This is a genomic window from Arthrobacter sp. FW305-BF8 (assembly GCF_021789315.1).
In the GTDB taxonomy this organism is placed as follows: domain Bacteria; phylum Actinomycetota; class Actinomycetes; order Actinomycetales; family Micrococcaceae; genus Arthrobacter.
Genome location: NZ_CP084561.1, coordinates 4,294,385 through 4,311,399, shown reverse-complemented (window position 1 = coordinate 4,311,399; position 17,015 = coordinate 4,294,385). Strand labels below are relative to the sequence as shown.

General features: G+C 67.7%; 19 protein-coding genes. 9 read left to right on the top strand and 10 right to left on the bottom strand.

Annotation, left to right across the window (positions count from 1 at the left end; translation table 11 throughout):
- The first annotated feature begins 27 nt into the window (after positions 1–27).
- The 7 genes from LFT45_RS19615 (at position 28) to LFT45_RS19585 (ending at position 6,886) form a co-directional block, all read left to right on the top strand.
- Positions 28–1,020, top strand: a complete 993-nt coding sequence (locus tag LFT45_RS19615) for a carbohydrate ABC transporter permease (protein WP_236805245.1) — start codon at positions 28–30, stop codon at positions 1,018–1,020.
- Positions 1,021–1,022: 2 nt separating this feature from the next.
- Positions 1,023–1,919 (top strand): carbohydrate ABC transporter permease, encoded by an 897-nt coding sequence (locus tag LFT45_RS19610; protein WP_236805244.1) that lies wholly within the window; start codon positions 1,023–1,025, stop codon positions 1,917–1,919.
- A 64-nt stretch (positions 1,920–1,983) separates the two neighbouring features.
- Positions 1,984–3,522, top strand: a complete 1,539-nt coding sequence (gene arfA / locus LFT45_RS19605; RefSeq protein WP_236805243.1) for an arabinosylfuranosidase ArfA — start codon at positions 1,984–1,986, stop codon at positions 3,520–3,522.
- A gap of 90 nt (positions 3,523–3,612) precedes the next feature.
- Positions 3,613–4,194 carry a sugar O-acetyltransferase gene (locus tag LFT45_RS19600; protein ID WP_236809449.1) on the top strand — a complete coding sequence of 194 codons (582 nt, stop codon included), beginning with the start codon at positions 3,613–3,615 and terminating at the stop codon, positions 4,192–4,194.
- The gene (locus LFT45_RS19595) at positions 4,191–4,736 is read left to right on the top strand and encodes a TetR/AcrR family transcriptional regulator (RefSeq protein ID WP_236805242.1); all 546 of its coding nucleotides are present in this window, start codon (positions 4,191–4,193) and stop codon (positions 4,734–4,736) included. The genes LFT45_RS19600 and LFT45_RS19595 overlap by 4 nt, the downstream gene beginning before the upstream one ends.
- Positions 4,733–5,995, top strand: a complete 1,263-nt coding sequence (locus tag LFT45_RS19590; RefSeq protein ID WP_236805241.1) for an MFS transporter — start codon at positions 4,733–4,735, stop codon at positions 5,993–5,995. The genes LFT45_RS19595 and LFT45_RS19590 overlap by 4 nt, the downstream gene beginning before the upstream one ends.
- Before the next feature lie 51 nt (positions 5,996–6,046).
- Complete coding sequence (locus LFT45_RS19585; RefSeq protein ID WP_236805240.1) at positions 6,047–6,886, top strand: nucleoside hydrolase; 840 nt, start codon at positions 6,047–6,049, stop codon at positions 6,884–6,886.
- On the opposite strand, the gene LFT45_RS19580 is transcribed toward LFT45_RS19585, so the two are convergent.
- Genes LFT45_RS19580 through LFT45_RS19565 form a run of 4 tightly spaced genes read right to left on the bottom strand, consistent with a single transcriptional unit; the run spans position 6,874 to position 9,968 of the window.
- A complete protein-coding gene (locus LFT45_RS19580) occupies positions 6,874–7,923 on the bottom strand; it encodes a sulfate/molybdate ABC transporter ATP-binding protein (protein WP_236805239.1) in 1,050 nt (349 codons plus the stop codon). The genes LFT45_RS19585 and LFT45_RS19580 overlap by 13 nt on opposite strands.
- Positions 7,920–8,783, bottom strand: a complete 864-nt coding sequence (locus LFT45_RS19575) for an ABC transporter permease (RefSeq protein ID WP_236805238.1) — start codon at positions 8,781–8,783, stop codon at positions 7,920–7,922. Before LFT45_RS19575 ends, LFT45_RS19580 begins: the two co-directional genes overlap by 4 nt.
- The gene (gene modA, locus LFT45_RS19570) at positions 8,758–9,561 is read right to left on the bottom strand and encodes a molybdate ABC transporter substrate-binding protein (RefSeq protein ID WP_236805237.1); all 804 of its coding nucleotides are present in this window, start codon (positions 9,559–9,561) and stop codon (positions 8,758–8,760) included. Before modA ends, LFT45_RS19575 begins: the two co-directional genes overlap by 26 nt.
- A complete protein-coding gene (locus LFT45_RS19565; RefSeq protein WP_236805236.1) occupies positions 9,558–9,968 on the bottom strand; it encodes a TOBE domain-containing protein in 411 nt (136 codons plus the stop codon). Before LFT45_RS19565 ends, modA begins: the two co-directional genes overlap by 4 nt.
- Before the next feature lie 217 nt (positions 9,969–10,185).
- On the opposite strand from LFT45_RS19565, the gene LFT45_RS19560 reads away from it, so the two are divergent.
- Both LFT45_RS19560 and LFT45_RS19555 read left to right on the top strand, forming a co-directional pair.
- A complete protein-coding gene (locus LFT45_RS19560) occupies positions 10,186–10,701 on the top strand; it encodes a flavin reductase family protein (RefSeq protein ID WP_236805235.1) in 516 nt (171 codons plus the stop codon).
- On the top strand, positions 10,698–10,979 hold the full coding sequence (locus LFT45_RS19555) for an efflux RND transporter periplasmic adaptor subunit (protein WP_236805234.1): 282 nt from the start codon (positions 10,698–10,700) through the stop codon (positions 10,977–10,979). The genes LFT45_RS19560 and LFT45_RS19555 overlap by 4 nt, the downstream gene beginning before the upstream one ends.
- A 170-nt stretch (positions 10,980–11,149) precedes the next feature.
- Here the strand turns inward: LFT45_RS19555 and LFT45_RS19550 are convergent, their stop codons facing one another.
- Genes LFT45_RS19550 through LFT45_RS19525 form a run of 6 tightly spaced genes read right to left on the bottom strand, consistent with a single transcriptional unit; the run spans position 11,150 to position 17,014 of the window.
- Positions 11,150–11,770, bottom strand: a complete 621-nt coding sequence (locus tag LFT45_RS19550) for an alkylhydroperoxidase domain protein (RefSeq protein WP_236805233.1) — start codon at positions 11,768–11,770, stop codon at positions 11,150–11,152.
- A complete protein-coding gene (locus LFT45_RS19545; protein ID WP_236805232.1) occupies positions 11,767–12,435 on the bottom strand; it encodes a CMD domain protein in 669 nt (222 codons plus the stop codon). Before LFT45_RS19545 ends, LFT45_RS19550 begins: the two co-directional genes overlap by 4 nt.
- Positions 12,368–13,513: a putative FMN-dependent luciferase-like monooxygenase gene (locus LFT45_RS19540; RefSeq protein ID WP_236805231.1), complete on the bottom strand. Its 1,146-nt coding sequence runs from the start codon at positions 13,511–13,513 to the stop codon at positions 12,368–12,370. Before LFT45_RS19540 ends, LFT45_RS19545 begins: the two co-directional genes overlap by 68 nt.
- Complete coding sequence (locus tag LFT45_RS19535; RefSeq protein ID WP_236805230.1) at positions 13,510–15,183, bottom strand: dipeptide ABC transporter ATP-binding protein; 1,674 nt, start codon at positions 15,181–15,183, stop codon at positions 13,510–13,512. Before LFT45_RS19535 ends, LFT45_RS19540 begins: the two co-directional genes overlap by 4 nt.
- Entirely contained in the window at positions 15,180–16,058 is an 879-nt protein-coding gene (locus LFT45_RS19530; RefSeq protein WP_440157894.1) for an ABC transporter permease, read from the bottom strand. Before LFT45_RS19530 ends, LFT45_RS19535 begins: the two co-directional genes overlap by 4 nt.
- Positions 16,055–17,014, bottom strand: a complete 960-nt coding sequence (locus LFT45_RS19525; RefSeq protein WP_236805229.1) for an ABC transporter permease — start codon at positions 17,012–17,014, stop codon at positions 16,055–16,057. Before LFT45_RS19525 ends, LFT45_RS19530 begins: the two co-directional genes overlap by 4 nt.
- Position 17,015: the final 1 nt, after the last annotated feature.

The following is a 17,015-nucleotide window of genomic DNA, read 5'->3' as shown; positions in this document are numbered from 1 at the left end:
GGCCACTGAGCGACAAAGGAGTCCCCAATGAGTTCCTTAGCAACATCCGAAAGTGCTGAGCAGGCGCCGTCGCTGCCCGGCCAGTTCCGCAGCAACCCGTCCCGCAAAAGACCGTCCGGACCCGGCCGGTCCAACGCATCGCAGTCCAGTCCCCGCCGGACCCGGGACAACCTCAACGGCTGGGGCTTCGCCGCCCCGTTCCTGGCGTTCTTCCTGGTGTTCCTCGTCTGGCCGCTGCTGTACGGCCTGTACATGAGCCTCACCGGCAAATCCCTTACGGGAGCCAACGACAGCCTGATCGGCCTGGCCAACTACGCCGAAGCCCTGGCCGACGCCGACATGTGGCACTCGCTCGGCAACACGCTCTACTTCACGGTGATCAGCACGGTTCCGCTGGTACTCGTCGCCCTCGTTATGGCGGCACTGGTCAACGTCGGGCTGCCGGCCCAGTGGCTGTGGCGGCTCTCCTACTTCGCCCCGTACCTGCTCGCATCCACGGTGGTCTCCCTCTTCTTCTCCTGGATGTACAACCCGCAGCTGGGCCTGATCAATGACTCGCTGGCCAAGATCGGGCTTCCCAAGGTGGCCTGGCTGAACGACCCGAACGTAGCCATGTGGGCCATCGTCATCGCCACGCTGTGGTGGACGGTGGGCTTCAACTTCCTGCTCTACCTGGCCGCCATGCAGAACATCCCCGCCCAGCACTACGAGGCCGCGTCGCTGGACGGGGCCGGCGCCTGGCGGCAGTTCTTCTCCATCACCCTGCCGCAGCTGACTCCGACCACCGTGATGATCGTGCTCCTGCAGATCCTGGCCTCGCTGAAAATCTTCGATCAGGTCTACCAGATGACCGCCGGTGGCCCCGCGGGTTCCACCCGGCCCGTGGTGCAGTACATCTTCGAAACCGGGTTCACCGGCTACCGGCTGGGCTACTCCGCAGCCATCTCCTACATCTTCTTCGGGCTGATCGTGACCGTTTCGGTCATGCAGTTCTTCATCACTCGCCGCAGGAGTGCATAACCATGGCAACCCAGACCCTCACCCGTCCCGCCTTTCGCGGCACGTCCGCCACGCAACTCCGCCAGCCCCGCAAGAAGATGACCGCCGGCAGGGCCGCCGTCCTGGCGGTCGCCGCGATCCTCGCCGTCCTGTGGCTGATCCCCTTCGCCTGGGCTACGGTCACCGCTTTCAAGAGCGAAACGGATGCCACAGCGCCGAAAGTAAGCTGGATCCCGCCGTCGGGCTTCACTGCCGATGCGTTCGTCAAGGTATTCCAGGACGGCAACATCCCGCTGTGGACGTGGAACTCCCTCTACACCTCCGCGGCCATCACCGTGATCACGCTGGCCATCTCCGCGCTGGTGGCCTATGCCCTGTCCCGGATCGACTTCCGCGGCAAGAAAGTGCTGATGACGGTGATCATCGCCTCCATCATCATCCCTCCGCCGGTGCTGATCATCCCGCTGTTCTACCAGATGGTGGCGCTGCACATGATTGACACGTCGTGGGCCATCATCCTGCCGCAGGTCATCCACCCCGCCATGGTGTTCGTGCTCAAGAAGTTCTTCGACCAGATCCCGCGTGAGCTTGAGGAGGCCGCTGTGATGGACGGTGCCAGCCGGATGCGGATCTTCACCCAGATCATCCTGCCGCTCTCACGCCCCATCCTGGCCGCCGTCGCGATCTTCGTGTTCATCAGCGCCTGGAACAACTTCCTCTGGCCCTTCATCTCCACCAACGACGGCTCCATCCTGACCCTGCCGGTGGGGCTGCAGACCATCAAGAGCGCCTACGGCATCCAGTACGCGCAGAACATGGCGTCCGCGCTGCTCGCGGCACTGCCGCTCATCCTCGTCTTCCTGTTCTTCCAGCGCCAGATCATCAAGGGCGTTGCGACGACGGGACTCGCCGGCACCTGATCCGGCACCTTCGCTTTTCACCTGATTTCTGACGATCCAGTTCCACCACCAAGGAGAACCCCACATGTCCCGCGCAAGGATCACCCTCGACCGCGACTTCACCATCGGGGAAGTACCCCGCCGCCTTTTCGGCTCCTTTGTTGAGCACATGGGCCGCTGCGTCTACACCGGCATCTACGAGCCCGGCCACCCGGAGGCCGACGAGAACGGCTTCCGGCAGGACGTGCTCAAGCTCGTCAAGGAGCTCGGCGCCACCGTCATCCGCTACCCCGGCGGCAACTTCGTCTCCGGCTACAACTGGGAGGACGGCATCGGCCCGCGGGAAAACCGCCCCCGCCGGCTCGACGGCGCCTGGCACACCTTGGAGACCAACGCCTTCGGCCTGCACGAGTTCGTGGACTGGTCCCGGCAGGCCGGCACGGAAATCATGGAAGCCATCAACCTCGGCACCAGGGGAGTGGACGCGGCCCGCGAGATCGTGGAGTACGCCAACCACCCCGGCGGCACCTACCTGTCCGACCTGCGCGCCAAGAATGGCCACAAGGACCCGTTCAACATCAAGCTGTGGTGCCTCGGCAACGAGATGGACGGGCCATGGCAGATCGGCCACAAGACGGCCGAGGAATACGGCCGGCTGGCCCAGGAGGCCGCCAAGGCGATGCGGTTCGTGGACCCGGACATCGAACTGGTGGCCTGCGGCAGCTCCAACTCCGGCATGCCGACCTTTGGCGCCTGGGAACAGACCGTGCTGACCCACGCCTACGAGGAAGTGGACTACGTCTCGCTGCACGCCTACTACCAGGAGCACGACGGCGACGTCGGCAGCTTCCTGGCCAGCGCTGTCGACACCGACTACTTCATCGAGTCGGTGATCGCCACGGCCGATGCCGTCCGTGCGAAGGGCAAGCACAAGAAGCACATCAACCTGTCCTTCGACGAGTGGAACGTCTGGTACCAGCGCGGCCTCGACACCGAGGACCAGCCGCACAACGTCACCAAGGCGGGCTGGCGCGAGCACCCGCGGGTCATCGAGGATAAGTACAACGTGACGGACGCCGTGGTGGTCGGCACCCTGCTCAACTCGCTGCTCCGGCACGGCGACAGGGTCAAGATCGCCAACCAAGCACAGCTGGTGAACGTGATCGCGCCGATCTTCAGTGAGGAGAACGGCCCGGCCTGGCGGCAGACCATCTTCCACCCCTTCGCCCGGATGGCCGAACTGGCCAAGGGCCAGATCCTGCGCCTGTCCGTCGACTCGGACAAGTACGGGAACGCCCGCTTCGGGGACACCGACCTGGTGGACGTCAGCGCGACGTGGAACGAGGAGACGGGCCGGGTGGCGCTGTTCTTCGCCAACCGCGGCCTGGAGGAGGCGGCCGACGTCGAGGTGGCCCTGCGTGGCTTCGACGCCCGGCAGGTGCTCCGCGCCGAGGTCCTGGAAATTCCAGAGGGCGGGGACCGCTTCACGATCAACGCCCAGGGCAGCCCGGACCGCGTGGGCCTGAAGCCGCTCGAAGGGGCCAAGGCAAGCGGCTCCGAACTTAGGCTGAGCCTGCCGGCGCTGTCCTGGGCCGTCGTCGAGCTGGACGTGGCGAAGAACTGATCCCCTTCCCGTCCAGGACCTTCCCAAGGCGTTATGTACATCCGTACACAACCAGTGTACGTTTGTACATAACGCCTTTTGGAGGGATTTATTGTGGAGCAGTATTTTGCCGGCGACAGCAGGACGATGCAGGAACGGATGATGGCCGGGGACCTGTACATCGCCGACGATCCGAACCTCGCCGCCGACAACGCCCGCGGCATGGAGCTCGCCGACCGCTACGGCAGGACGTGGGCCGGGGACCGGGATGAGGCGAAGCGGATCCTGGCCGACCTCCTCGGCGCGGTCGGCGAGGGTACGGACATCCGGCCGCCGTTCTTCGTCGACTACGGCAAGTACATTCGGATCGGCGCCCGGACCTTCATCAACTTCAACTTCACGGCGCTGGACGTTGCCCCCATCACCATCGGCGACGACGTACAGATCGGCCCCAATGTCCAGCTGCTGACGCCCACCCATCCCGTGGAGCCCGGGCCGCGCCGGGACAAGCTTGAGGCCGCACAGCCCATCACCATCGGGAACAACGTCTGGATCGGCGGAGGCGCGATCATCCTCCCCGGCGTGACCGTGGGGGAGAACTCGGTGATCGGCGCCGGGGCCGTGGTGACGAAGGACGTGCCGGCCAACGTCGTCGCCGTCGGCAACCCGGCCCGCGTCATCCGCAGCATATGAGCGTGCGCCGCCACGACCCCAACCGCCGGCAGCGGCTTATCGAGGTGGCCCTGGACGTCATCGCCGAACACGGCGTTGCCGCCACCACCCACCGGAAGGTCGCCCAGGCAGCGGACGTGCCCCTCGGTTCGCTGACCTACCATTTCAAGGGCCTCGACGATCTGTTCGCGGCCGCCTTCACGAAGCTCGCTGACGAAACAGCGGACGGTTTCGAGGCAGCCCTGGCTAACGCCGACGGACCGGACGCGGCGCGGGAAGCCGTGGTGGGCCTCATCACGGGGGAGCTGCTCGGGGAACGCCGGAACATCCTGCTTACCTACGAGCTCTACGCCCTGGCCGCGCGCCGCCCGGACCTGCGCCGGGTGACCGACAACTGGATGGCCAGGAGCCGCGCCGCCCTGGAACGCCACTTTGATCCGGCCACAACGGTGATGCTGGATGCCCTGATTGAGGGCCTCTCCATCCACCGGGCGCTGGCCCTGGAACCCATGTCCGTTGAGACCGTTCGCGACGCCGTGAACAGAATAGTGACTCCGCAGTGAACAACCCTTCAACAACGGCGCCGTCCACTGCGATCGCCGCCCAGGCCGTGCCCGGCAAGGCGCGCGCCGCCGTCGCCATCCTCTTCCTCACCAACGGCGCGCTCTTCGCCAACCTGCTGCCCCGCTACCCGGCCATCATGGCGGAGCTGGGTCTGAGCAACGCCCAATTCGGGCTTGCAGTGGCGGCATTCCCGCTCGGCGCCCTTCTGGCCGGGCTCGCCGCCGGAGTGCTGATCCGCCGCTTTCGGTCCTCGCGGGTCGCGGTGGCGGGCACCATCCTGACCAGCCTCGGGATCCTCTGCGCGGGCATGGCACCGTCCTGGGCGATGCTGGCCGCTGCACTGTTCTTCGCCGGAGCGATGGACGCCGTGACCGACGTGGCCCAGAACGCCCACGGGCTGCGTGTCCAGCGGCTGTACCAGCGCTCCATCATCAACTCGCTGCACGCGGTGTGGAGCATCGGAGCCGTGCTGGGCGGCCTGATGGGGGCCGCGGCGGCGGGCCTGGATCTTGCACCCGGAATCCACCTCAGCATCTCAGCCGCACTGTTCGCGGCGTTGACGCTGTGCTGCTACCGCTTCCTCCTGCCCGGGCCGGAAACGGACGACGACGGCGAGCTCGCCGCCGCTGATGCGGCGAACGGGACAGCGGCGCCAGGCTCCGAGCCTTCGTCGGCCGCCCGGGGAACAGTCGCCAAGTACGGCGTCCTGGCCGCCCTGGTGCTCATCGCAACGGCGGGGGCTTTGGTGGAGGATGCCGGCAGCTCGTGGTCGGCCATCTACCTCAGCGACACCCTCGGCGCGGCCACCACACCCGCTGGGTTCGGCTTCGTGGCCCTGACCGGGGCGCAGTTCATCGGCCGCCTGCTGGGCGACCGGCTCGTAGACCGCTTCGGCCAGCGGACGGTGGCGCGGGCCGGGGGACTGATTGCCGCCGTCGGCATGGGTACGGCCCTGGCCGTCCCCAGCATCCCCGGCACGATTCTCGGCTTCGCGGCCGCTGGCCTCGGCGTGGCCACGCTCGTTCCCGCGGCCATGCACGCCGCGGACGAACTACCCGGGCTGCGGCCCGGGACCGGGCTCACCATGGTCAGCTGGCTGATGCGCGTGGGCTTCCTGGTTTCGCCGCCGGTTGTCGGCGCCATCGCGGATGCCGCCAGCCTGCGCGCCGGCCTCTTCGTGGTGCCGCTGGCCGGACTCCTGGTGCTGGCGCTGTCGGCGGTGCTGGCCAAGCGGCTGAAACCGGGTTTCACCCATTGAAATCGTCGAAGGCAGGGCAGGCCTGACCGGGGGACGCTTAGTCAGGTGAACATGATCAATGTAGGGCCGCGCTGCCGGATCATCCTGGACAATGACTGGGCAGGTGATCCGGATGGGCTTATCGGGCTAGCCCATCATGCGTTGTCTCCTGCCAACCGGATCATCGCGGTCACGAGCTCGCTGACCAACCCGATGTTCGGGCCGCCCGACGGCATGGCACGGGAAGGGGCGGACCTGGCCGAGGACTTGCTCCGCGTGCTGAAGCTCCCGGATCTGGCCCCCGTTCACGCCGGCTCCGACGCGCCGTTCACCGGGCAGCCTCGGAACACAGCCGCCGCACAGGCCATCGTTGACGCTGTCCGTGCAGGAGCTATTGCAGACATGCCAACGGTCCTCGTATGCGCCGGCCCGCTGACGAACGTCGCAGACGCGCTCCTTCTGGAACCGGATATCGCCGCCTCGTTCACCCTTGCTTGGGTCGGCGGGGCCGCCGCGAACGAGGACGAATACAACTATCACACCGATCCTGCCGCCGCCCGGTTTGTGCTGGACAACCAACAACTCGCCGTGTGGCAGTTTCCCATGGAGACGTACCGGCAAGTCGTCATATCCGTTGCCCAGCTCGACTACTCGCTCAGGAACGCGGGTGCGGGCGGCGCGTGGCTGTGGGAGCGGTTCAACAGCCTAAAGGTTCCGGACTTCGTCAAATTCGGGCCGCTGTGGTGCCTGGGAGACAGTGCGCCGCTCGTCGTCACCGGGCTCGACGACGTCACATCCAGGTTCGAGGAAACGGGCAGTTCGCCATCCAGAAGGACCTACACGAGTGTGGACTCGAGACTGATCATCGCGGACTTTTTTGCGCGGCTGCAGCTGCACAGTCACGCCGGATAAACCGCGATGGCGGTGGCCTTGATGACGAAGTAGACGGTCATTCCCGGGGTGAGTCCCAGGTCTGCCGAGGCTGCTGGGGTGATGTCCGCGGACAGGCCGCCGGCGTGGACGCGGATCTGGTCGCCGTGGGGTTCCAGGTCCGTGATGGTGACGGCGAACGAGTTCCGCGGGCTGCCGTGCTCAGCGGTAAGAAAGACCGAAACCGCCGTCGGCGAGAAGACGGCGACGCCGTCCTGGCCGGGGACGGCACCGTCCTCGGGGTGGGCGGTGATGTCCAGCCCGCCGTCGGACGTGAGCCCGTGGCCGGTGATGATGCCGGCCAGAAGGTTCATGCCCGCCAAACCGGCGGCGAACTTGCTGCGCGGTTTCTCCAGGACCGCGCGGGTGGGCCCCTCCTCCGTGATGCGTCCGCCTTCGACGACGATGGCCCGGTCCGCGAGCATGAGCGCGTCCAGGACATCGTGCGTGATGATGATGGCCCGGCGGTTGGCGAGGACCCGTTTGAGGAGCCGGCGGAGCATGGGGGCGGCATGGATGTCGAGGGCAGCCATGGGTTCGTCGAGCAGAAGCAGTTCGGGGTCTGTGGCCAGGGCGCGGGCGATGGCGACCCGCTGCGCCTGACCGCCCGAGAGCTGGCCGGGCCGCCGGTCCGCGAACTCCGCGGCCTCCACCTCGGCCAGCCAGTGCCGCGCCGTCTCCAGCGCACCTGCCCGGTTGGCGCCGGCTGCCCGGGGCCCGAAGGCGACATTCTCCAGCACGCTCATGTGCGGAAACAGGAGCGGTTCCTGTGCGAGCAAGGCTGTTCCCCGCGTGTGCGGCGGCAGGAAACGGCTGTTCCCGCCGTCGAGGTTGAACAGCGATTTCTGTCCGAGCACGGCGTGCCCGCTGTCGGGGCGGAGGAGCCCGGCGATGATCCCCAGCAGTGTCGACTTACCGGCGCCGTTGGGGCCCAGCACGGCGACGGTTTCGGCGGCTCCGAGCGTGAGGGAGACGTCGAAGTTGCGTGCCGTCAGCGCGGCGTTAAGCGTGAAAGTCACTTTGCTCCTGCCTCTGCCGCCAGCGCCCGGGGGCGCCGGTAGGAAAGCCCGACGACGGCGACGGCCACGGCCACCAGCACCAGGGAAAGGGCGACGGCGGCATCGGCGTCGGTTTCCCGCTGCAGGTAGATCTCCAGGGGCAGGGTTCGGGTGACGCCCTGCAGGCTGCCGGCGAATGTCAGGGTGGCGCCGAACTCACCCAGGCAGCGCGCGAAGGACAGTACGGCACCGGAAGCCAGGCCGGGCAGTACCAGCGGGATGCTGACGCGGCGCAGCACCGTGGTGGGACGGGCGCCCAGGGTTGCAGCGACCGCCTCGTATTTGGTGCCCGCCGTGCGGAGGGCGCCCTCGAGGCTGACCACCAGGAAAGGCAGCGCCACGAACGTCTGGGCGAGGACGACGGCGGTGGTGGAGAAAGCGATCTGGATTCCGGCCAGTTCGATGCTGCGCCCGAGCATGCCCTGGCGGCCGAACGTGTAGAGCAGGGCGATGCCGCCGACGACCGGGGGCAACACGAGCGGGAGCAGCACGAAGGCCCGCAGCAGGCGCTGGCCCGGGAAACTGGCACGGGCCAGGACGAGGGCCAGCGGCACGCCGAGCACGATGCACAGCACCGTGCTGGCGGCCGAGGTCCGCAGGCTCAGGCCCAGAGCGGTGAGGGAGGATTCCGAGGTGATGAGCGGGATGAACTGGCCCCAGTTGACCTTGGCCACCATGGCGGCCAACGGCAGCAGGACAAACAGCGCTCCCGCTGCCGCGAGGGCGAAGACCCACGGCGGGGCGCCGGTGTAGCCGGCATCCCAGCGCCTAGTCTTGCCTGCTGTCCAAGCGTTGCTACGGGGTGCCGAATCCGGCGTCACTGAGGACCTTCCTGCCTTCGCTGCCGGTGACCGTGGCGATGAAGGCCTTGGCCAGTTCCTTGTTCCTGCTGCTGCCCACGGTGGCGATCGGGTAGGTGTTTACTGCCTTGTCCGACTCGCTGAACGGGATGCCCTTGACCTTGTCGCCCGCGTTTTTGACGTCGGTGACGTAGACCAGCCCGGCGTCGGCTTCCCCGGAGGTGACCTTGCCGAGCACGTCAGTCACGGAGGATTCCTCGCTGACGGGCTTCAGGGTGGTTCCGGCGGCCTGCTCCACGGTCTCGGTGGCGGAGCCGCAGGGGACCTGGGGTGCGCAGACAACCACCTTGACGCCCGGCTTCGCCAGGTCGGCGAAGGAACTGACCGACGCCGGATTGCCCGGCGGGACGGCGATCTCCAGGACGTTCGTGGCGAAGTTGCTTGCCGTTCCGCCGATGAGCCCGGCGTCGGAGAGCTTGGCCATGTTCCTGGTGTCGGCGGAGGCGAACACATCGGCCGGGGCGCCCTGGCTGATCTGCGTGGCCAGGTCCGAGGACCCGGCGAAGTTGAGAGTGACCTTGGTGCCCGGGTTTGCGGCCTCGAACTCGGAGGCGATCCTGGTGAACGTCGGCTTGAGGGACGCGGCGGCGAACACGGTCACGGTGCCGGTGCCGGCCGCCGTCGAACTGCCGCTCTGGGTTGTGCCGGCCGCCATATTGGAGGCGGCGCAGCCGGCCAGCCCGGCGATAACGACTCCGGCGGCCAGCACGGCGCCAATGCGCACGTGGATGGTGCTCATATGATGCTCTTTCCCTGAGGCGTTTCGATGATGACGGTGGTGGCCTTGACGACGGCCGTGGCCACGGACCCGAGTTCAAGGCCGAGGTCACGGACGGCTTCGCTGCTCATCAGGGAGACAACGCGGAACGGGCCGCACTGCAGCTCCACCTGGGCCATGACCTTGTCCGCGGTGATGCCGGTGACCAGGCCAACGAACCGGTTGCGCGCCGAGCTGCCTACCCGGGTGGGGTCCTCGGGCAGCTGCGCCTGGTTGCGGGCGAGCTGTGCCAGTTCCAGTCCGTCGACGGCGAGTCTGCCGGAGGCGTCCTTGACGGGGGTCAGGGTCCCGCTTTCGGTCCAGCGGCGGACGGTGTCATCGCTGACGCCCAGGAAGCGCGCGGCTTCGGAGATGCGTATTTTCGGCATGACACCATATTGGCCCATATGCGGCAATTTCGCGACGTTCTGTCCGCAAATTCGGAACTGGTCCCGATTTGCTGGGGCTTGGGAGTTGGCCGGTTTTGTTACGCCCCGCTTCGGCCGGTGAAGCTGCGTTTCCGTGCGCGTCAGTTCGTTGCAGCCGGGCTTGGGAAGCCGCCAGCAAGGTGCTTGATTGGGTCTACACGCTTCGAAAGGACTCGCCATGACGGAACTCTCAGACCTCAGCCCGCGCCGGATCCGCAACGTGCTGGGCCACTTCGCGACGGGCCTGACCGTGATCACCGCGGCAACCGAGAACGGCCCTGCCGGGTTCACCTGCCAGTCCTTTGCGTCCCTCTCGCTGGAACCGGCGCTGGTGACCTTCAGCCCGGCACGGACCTCCAGTACCTGGCCGCTGCTGCGCCAGGCAGGCCGCTTCACCGTCAACATCCTTCCCGCGGACCACCAGCATCTCGCGGCCCAGTTCGCGCGGTCCGGTGCGGACAAGTTCGCCGGAGTCGAGCACTCGCCGTCGCCCCTCGGCAACCCTGTCCTCGACGGCGCCCTGGCCTGGGTGGACTGCGAGCTGCACCAGGAGTACGACGGCGGCGACCACACCATAGTGGTGGCCGCGATCCACGCCCTGGGCGCCCGCTCCGACGTCGATCCCCTCCTTTTCTTCAAGGGCGAGTACGTCTCCGTGCAGCCACGGGTCAAAATCCTGGAGGGCGTCGCATGACACGGGGTGGCGTGGCCAAGGTCAAGGCCACGTCCCGTCGGCGTGGCCGCCGGCTCGCGCAGCCGGACATCACCGACGAGGTGTGGCTGCCCGCGGAGGACTGGGCAGCCATCAAGGTCGGGGCCAGTGTCGAGGTCACGCTTCCCTCGGGGCACTCGTACACCGGCCGCGTTGACTCCAAGACGCCGGACTCGGACCTGGTGTGGATCATCAGTTCGGCCGGGCAGGGACGCCAGATGTACGGCAACCGCGACGGAGTGCGCCTCCTCCCGGTGTGAGGCCCACGCGCGTGAGCGTCCTTCTGGTTCCCCGCGGTTTCCTGGCGGCCGCGCACCTTTTCTGCCGCGGGCGCAGAGGCCCTGCGCCCGGGAAATCTGCAGCAGACCTGAACAGCAAGGAGGGTGGGCATCCGCTGGATGCCCACCCTCCTTTTTCGCTTGTGTTGGCTTTACGCCTGCGGCTTAGGCTGCGTTGGCTGTTCCGGTTCCCCGAGCGACAGCATCAGCCGGTTGGCCCAGTTGAAAAACGCGCTGCCGTGGATCACGTCGGCCAGGTCCAGCACGTCGAGGCCCTCGTCCTGCAGGGCCCGGACGTGGGCCTCGTTCAGCCGCGGCGGTGTCTGCGCCAGCGCCGCCGCTGCCGCAACGACGGCGTTCCAGCGCGACCCGAGGTCAGCGGAGGTGCCGTCGTCGAGAAGCTGCTGGACGTCGTCGTGCCGGTCTGAGTGGTGTGAGGCGAACCGGGCGTGGACGGACGCGCAGAAGACGCAGCCGTTGGCGCGGGACGTCGCAGCTGCCGCGAGTTCCCGCTCGCCGCGGGGGAGGCCTTCCTTCGTGTTGTAGAAGATGTCCTTATCGGTGCGCGTCCGAGCGCCCAGGATGTCCGGGTCGCGGGCCAATAGCCGGAAGTAGTCGCTTCCGGCGCGCCCGCGGTCCACCAGCCCGGCCAGCTGCCGCTCGGTCAGGGCCGCGGCGTCGGGCGCCTGCAGCCAGGGCCGCCATCCTAGTTCGTCCTGGGTGAAGGCCTCCGGTCGGTTCAGGGTGGGGTAGGTGGTCACTTCATCGGTCATGATCCGATCCTTACGGTCTGGGCGTCAGCCGGGTTCGCGGCAATTTCTGTCAGGGCGGGTTCCGGCAGGGCGGCGGCCAGAATCCGCAGCCCGCTGACCACCCGGAGCTGGTAGGCGAGGAACGCAACGAGCTGCGAGAGCGTGACGATGCCCGTGGTGGACCACCCCGCCGCCACGAGGGTGCCGAGGGCTGCCGGGGAAGCTTCCCGCGGCCGGAAGACCAGCAGGTGCGCGTGGTCCAGGGCCGAGCTCAGCCTGTCGCCCAAGATGCCCCTGACTGCGGCAGGGGCAGCCCATCGCAGCCCCGGACGGCTTTCGGCCTGCAGACCGGGCTCGCGGTACTCGCCGTAGGGCCCGAGCGCCACGCCCGATTCCGCTGCCTCGAGGACGGCGGCGTGGAGCGAATCGCCGGCTCCGGCCGCCTTGAATCCCTGCTCATAGAACGCCGTCGCCTCAGCGTTCCCGTGCAGCGCCGCCACGAACACGGCGACGGCGAACCGTTCTGGCAGGCTGGCTGCCGTGAGCACGTCGGGCTCGAAGAGGGCCAGGTAACTGGCTTGGGTGTTCTCCCGGGTGACGGGACGGCGCCGCCGCAGTTCATCTAAGGGCGACCCGGGGGAGACCCCCAAAATGGTGTCGACGGCGTCTTGTGCTGTGTTGCTCATTTCGCTCCTTGCTGGACGGGTGAGATTGCTGGGCGGGGACAGATGCGGGGGCTGCTTTCCAGCCGAGCCGCGGAACCACTTCGGTGGCGGCGAGCTCGATGGAGCGCAGGATGTGCTCGTGCGGGGGATCGATGGAATGGACCTGGAAGGAAATGTCCGTTGCCCGCTGCAGGGAGCTGTCGCGGGCCAGGGATTCGACGACGTCGTCCACGGTTCCGACGTGCGAGTCGGTCGCAGTTATCAGGCCCTCGACGCCGTGGCTTTCAAAGACGTGGCCCTGGCGCTCGAAGTGCGGGACGATCCGGCGCAGTCCGGCCTCGGCGAAGCGGAGCGCCTCGGCCCGGCTGTCGGCAACAAAGAGTGTGCGGGAAGCGAGGACCCTTGGCGTTGCTCCGTGCGGCAGCGCCGCCAGGTAGGCATCGATGATCGGATTCTGAAGCTCGTCCAGCGGCGCCGACGGCTTTTCGGGGGACCGTGGCTGGGTGCGGGAGAGCATCACACCGTCACCTGCCCGGCCGGCGCGCTCGCCGCCAGCCACCGAGAAGGTGGCCTGCCATATCCGCTCCAGCAGTTGCGGGGCAGCCGGGTAGAGCCGGTTCGTTGAGGTTCCGAGCTCCTTGCCGCCCCAGGCCTCGGCGAGCAGCTGCAGCTTGTCCGCGAAGATCCCACGGCGTTCGTCGGAGTCCAACCCGAACGCTGTGAAGGCGGACGGCGTACCTCCCGTCCCGACGCCAACCTCGAGCCGGCCGCCGGAGAGCAGGTCCAGCACGGCGGCATCCTCGGCCGCGCGCAGCGGGTCCTCGAGGGGAAGAGTGATGATCCCGGTTCCCAGCCGGATGCGGGAGGTCCTTGCCGCAACGTGCGACAGGAACACCAGGGGCGAGGGAAGCCCGCCCTCCGACTCGTTGAAGTGGTGCTGTGCCACCCACGCGGAATCAAATCCCAGCTCCTCGGCCCTGAGGATCTGCTCCAGGGCGAGCCGGTAGCGTTCGGCGGGTCCGGCGTCGTCCAGCAGCCGGGTGAAGAAGCCGATCCTCTTGGCCGTGCCTTGCTTGGCCAGTGCGGCGGGGCGGGTCATGGTTGTGCCTTTCGGTTTCCGGGGATCGCGTCGATCAGTTCCCGGGTGTAGGAGTGCTGCGGGTTCAGGAAGACGTCATCCACCGTGCCCTGTTCCACCTGGCGGCCGTTGCTCATGACGGAGACCGTGTCCGCGATCTGGCGGACGACGGCGAGGTCATGGGTGATGAAGACATAGCTCAGGTCAAGTTCGCACTGCAGTTCCCCGAGGAGGGCCAGGATCTGGGACTGGACAGTGACGTCCAGGGCGGACACGGCCTCATCCAGGATCAGCACCTCCGGGTCGAGCACCAGCGCGCGGGCAATCGCCACCCGCTGGCGCTGGCCACCGGAGAGTTCCCGGGGATGCTTGGCGAGGAGCGACTCCGGCAGGCTGACGCGGTTCAGCAGTTCCCGCACTGTGGCGTCCCGCCCGGGTTTGGGCCCGGCGTTGAAGTTCAGCAGCGGTTCCTCGATGATTCTGGCAATGGTCTGCCGTGGGTCCAAGGAGGTGAAGGGGTTCTGGTAGACCAGCTGCACGTGCTTGCGGAACAGCCGCAGCCCTTTCGCGTCCAGTTCGGAGAGGTCTTGGCCGCCGATGACGATGTGGCCGGCCGTGGGGCGCTGGAAACCGGCGAGGGCCCGCGCCGTCGTCGTCTTTCCGGATCCCGATTCACCCACGATGGCGTGCGTCGTGCCGCGCGGAACGCTGAAGCTGACGCCGTCCACGGCCCGGAAAGCGGGTTGGTTCCGCCCCGTTGCGAATTCCTGGATGAGGTTGCGGACCGCGACGGCGGTGTCCCGGCTGGCGGCGCGTTCACCGGCGGCGGGCAGGAGCCGAGCCTTGCCGTCAGAGATCGACGGCGCGTCAGCGATCAGCTGCCGGGTGTAGGAACTGGTGGGGTGCGCGAGTACCTCGGCTGTAGGGCCTTGTTCCTGGACCCGCCCGCCCTTGAGGACCACGGTCCGGTCGGCGCGGTCGGCGGCGACGCCGAGGTCGTGCGTGACGAACAGAACGGCTGTGCCGGATTCGGCGCGCAGGTCATCGAGCAGGTCCAGGATTCGCCGCTGTACGGTGACGTCCAGGGCAGACGTGGCCTCGTCGGCAATGATCAGTTGAGGCTGCAGCGCGATGGCCGCGGCGATCAGCACCCGTTGCTTCATGCCACCGGAAAGTTCGTGGGCGTACTGCCTGGCGCGGCGCTCGGGGTCAGGTATGCCCACGCGCCCCAGCAGTTCCAGGACGCGCTGCCTGCGCTCCGCCTTCGGCAGCCTGGTATGCAGGCGCAGCACCTCCTCCACCTGCATGCCCACCGTGGTCACCGGGTTCAGGGAGCTCGTCGGGTCCTGCGGGATGAGGCTGATCTTGGCCCCGCGGATCGCTTCCAGGCGCTTCTGCGACCAGCCCGCAATGTCCGTGCCGTTGAGCCGGATACTGCCGCCGTCGATTCTGCCGTTTCCGGCGAGCAGCCCGATCACGGCCTGGGCGGTCGTCGACTTCCCTGAACCGGATTCGCCTACCAGGGCGACCACTTCGCCGGGCGCGAGGTTCAGCGACACGTTGTGGACCACGCGGCGGTGCGATCCGTGGCGGTCCGCGTAGGACACTGAGAGGTTTTCGAGTTCCAGGACGGGACCGGTGTGGGCCCCTGGGCCGGCGGCTGTGGCCCCTGCTGTGAGGATTCCGGTCACGGCTGAACCTTTCGGATCGAGTGGCTGATGCGGTTGGCTGACAGGACGACGGCCACCACCACCAGCCCGGGATAGGTGGTGAGCCACCAGGACGTGGCCACGTAGTTCCGTCCCTCGGCTATCAGCAGCCCCCATTCGGGCGTGGGTGGCGGGGCACCGTAGCCAAGGAATCCAAGGGTGGAGATCGCCAGGATCGCGGCTCCGAACTGAAGCGCGACCAGTGCAAGGACGGGACCGGCGGAATTGGGCAGGATGTGCCGGCGGAGGACGGCGGCGAAGGTCCCGCCGCTGCCGAACGCGGCCTCGACGAAGTCGCTGCGCCGGACTCGCAGGACCTCGGCACGCGAGAGCCGGGCGAAGCTGGCCACCGAGCCGACGCCGACGGCGATGGCCGCGTTCACGGTGCCGAAGCCGAGGATGATGATGATGCTCAGCGACAGCAGGAGGCCGGGAATGGACAGCAGGACGTCCACAATCCGCATCACGACGGCGTCGGTGATCCCGCCGATGGAACCGGCGAGGAGACCCAGGAGGGTTCCGACCACCAGCCCCACCGCGACGGCCACCAAGGCGCCGGTCACGGAGTTGATGGAGCCATGCACGATCCTCGAGTAGAGATCACGTCCCAGCTCGTCGGTGCCGAGCAGGTGCCCGCCGCCGGGTGGCAGCAGCTTGTCCCGGGCGGTTCCCGAGGTGGCGCTGTGGGCGGTGAAAAGCCCCGGGGCGATGGTCCAGAGCGCCACGAGGCCCAGGACCAGCCAGGACAGCACCAGTCCGGGCTGGATGCGGAGGCGGGGGCGACTGGGGACTTCTTCCGGGCTGTCCGTGTCCGGGGTGGCCGTTACCGGTGTGCCGGCCAGGCTGACGTGGCTCACGTGAGGGCACCTGCCTTTCGCTTCAGTCGGGGGTCCAGGACGGGATATAGGAGGTCGACGGCCAAGTTGACCAGCACGAACGCCGCGGCGGCCAGGACCACGACGGCCTGCAGTACGGCGGCGTCCTGGCTGTTCACGGCCTCCTGGGTCAGCTGGCCTATGCCGTTGCGGCCGAAGACGGTCTCCGTGACCACCGCCCCGCCAATGAGTTCGCCCAGCAGGACACCGGCGATCGTGAGCGCGGGCAGCACGGCGTTCCGTACCACGTGGTGGCCCAGCACCCACACGTTGCTGCCGCCCCGTGACCGTGCGACGGCCACGAAAGGCTGTGTCCCGACGTCGTCGATGCTGCGGATCAGCACCTGTGCCAGTGGCGCCGAAATCGGGATCGCCAGCGTTGCCACCGGCAGTACTAGGCCCAGCGCCTCGGGCGGGTTGATCACGGGAATGAGCTTCAGTTGGAAGGAGAAGATCTGGATCAGCACGATCCCGAGCCAGAACACCGGCACCGAGATGAACAGTGACGGCAGTGACTGGACCGCGTTCCGCAGCCAGCTGAACGGCGCCAGGCTGGAGAGGAACGCTATCGCAGCGGCCAGGACCACCGCGGCCAGGAAGCCGAGTCCGGCCAGGGCCAGGGTTGACGGCACGTTGGCCGCCAGCTGGTCCACCACCGGAACGCCGGCCTGAACCGAATAGCCCAGGTTTCCCGTGAGGAAGCCCGCCAGGGAATGCAGGTATTGCAGGAATAGCGGGGTGTCCGCGCCGTAGGAGGTGCGGATGTCCTCGATCTCCTGCGGGCTCAGCCCCATGTCGGGGTTCTGGTACTTGATCAGGAGGGCATCACCGGGCAGCGCCTGAAGCAGGATGAACGCGACAGTGAAGGCGGCCCACAGCACCAGCGTGGCCTGCCCTGCACGGCTCAGAAGATGGCGGCTCAGAAGGTGGCGGCGCATG

What these genes read in the sequence shown, in the direction of transcription:
- LFT45_RS19545 (WP_236805232.1), bottom strand. Translation starts at nt 12,435, where the DNA reads ATGAGCAACACAGCACAAGACGCCGTCGACACCATTTTGGGGGTCTCC.
- LFT45_RS19595 (WP_236805242.1), top strand. Translation starts at nt 4,191, where the DNA reads ATGAGCGTGCGCCGCCACGACCCCAACCGCCGGCAGCGGCTTATCGAG.
- LFT45_RS19615 (WP_236805245.1), top strand. Translation starts at nt 28, where the DNA reads ATGAGTTCCTTAGCAACATCCGAAAGTGCTGAGCAGGCGCCGTCGCTG.
- LFT45_RS19525 (WP_236805229.1), bottom strand. Translation starts at nt 17,014, where the DNA reads ATGCGCCGCCACCTTCTGAGCCGCCATCTTCTGAGCCGTGCAGGGCAG.
- LFT45_RS19585 (WP_236805240.1), top strand. Translation starts at nt 6,047, where the DNA reads ATGATCAATGTAGGGCCGCGCTGCCGGATCATCCTGGACAATGACTGG.
- LFT45_RS19555 (WP_236805234.1), top strand. Translation starts at nt 10,698, where the DNA reads ATGACACGGGGTGGCGTGGCCAAGGTCAAGGCCACGTCCCGTCGGCGT.
- LFT45_RS19610 (WP_236805244.1), top strand. Translation starts at nt 1,023, where the DNA reads ATGGCAACCCAGACCCTCACCCGTCCCGCCTTTCGCGGCACGTCCGCC.
- LFT45_RS19560 (WP_236805235.1), top strand. Translation starts at nt 10,186, where the DNA reads ATGACGGAACTCTCAGACCTCAGCCCGCGCCGGATCCGCAACGTGCTG.
- LFT45_RS19550 (WP_236805233.1), bottom strand. Translation starts at nt 11,770, where the DNA reads ATGACCGATGAAGTGACCACCTACCCCACCCTGAACCGACCGGAGGCC.
- modA (WP_236805237.1), bottom strand. Translation starts at nt 9,561, where the DNA reads ATGAGCACCATCCACGTGCGCATTGGCGCCGTGCTGGCCGCCGGAGTC.
- LFT45_RS19540 (WP_236805231.1), bottom strand. Translation starts at nt 13,513, where the DNA reads ATGACCCGCCCCGCCGCACTGGCCAAGCAAGGCACGGCCAAGAGGATC.
- arfA (WP_236805243.1), top strand. Translation starts at nt 1,984, where the DNA reads ATGTCCCGCGCAAGGATCACCCTCGACCGCGACTTCACCATCGGGGAA.
- LFT45_RS19565 (WP_236805236.1), bottom strand. Translation starts at nt 9,968, where the DNA reads ATGCCGAAAATACGCATCTCCGAAGCCGCGCGCTTCCTGGGCGTCAGC.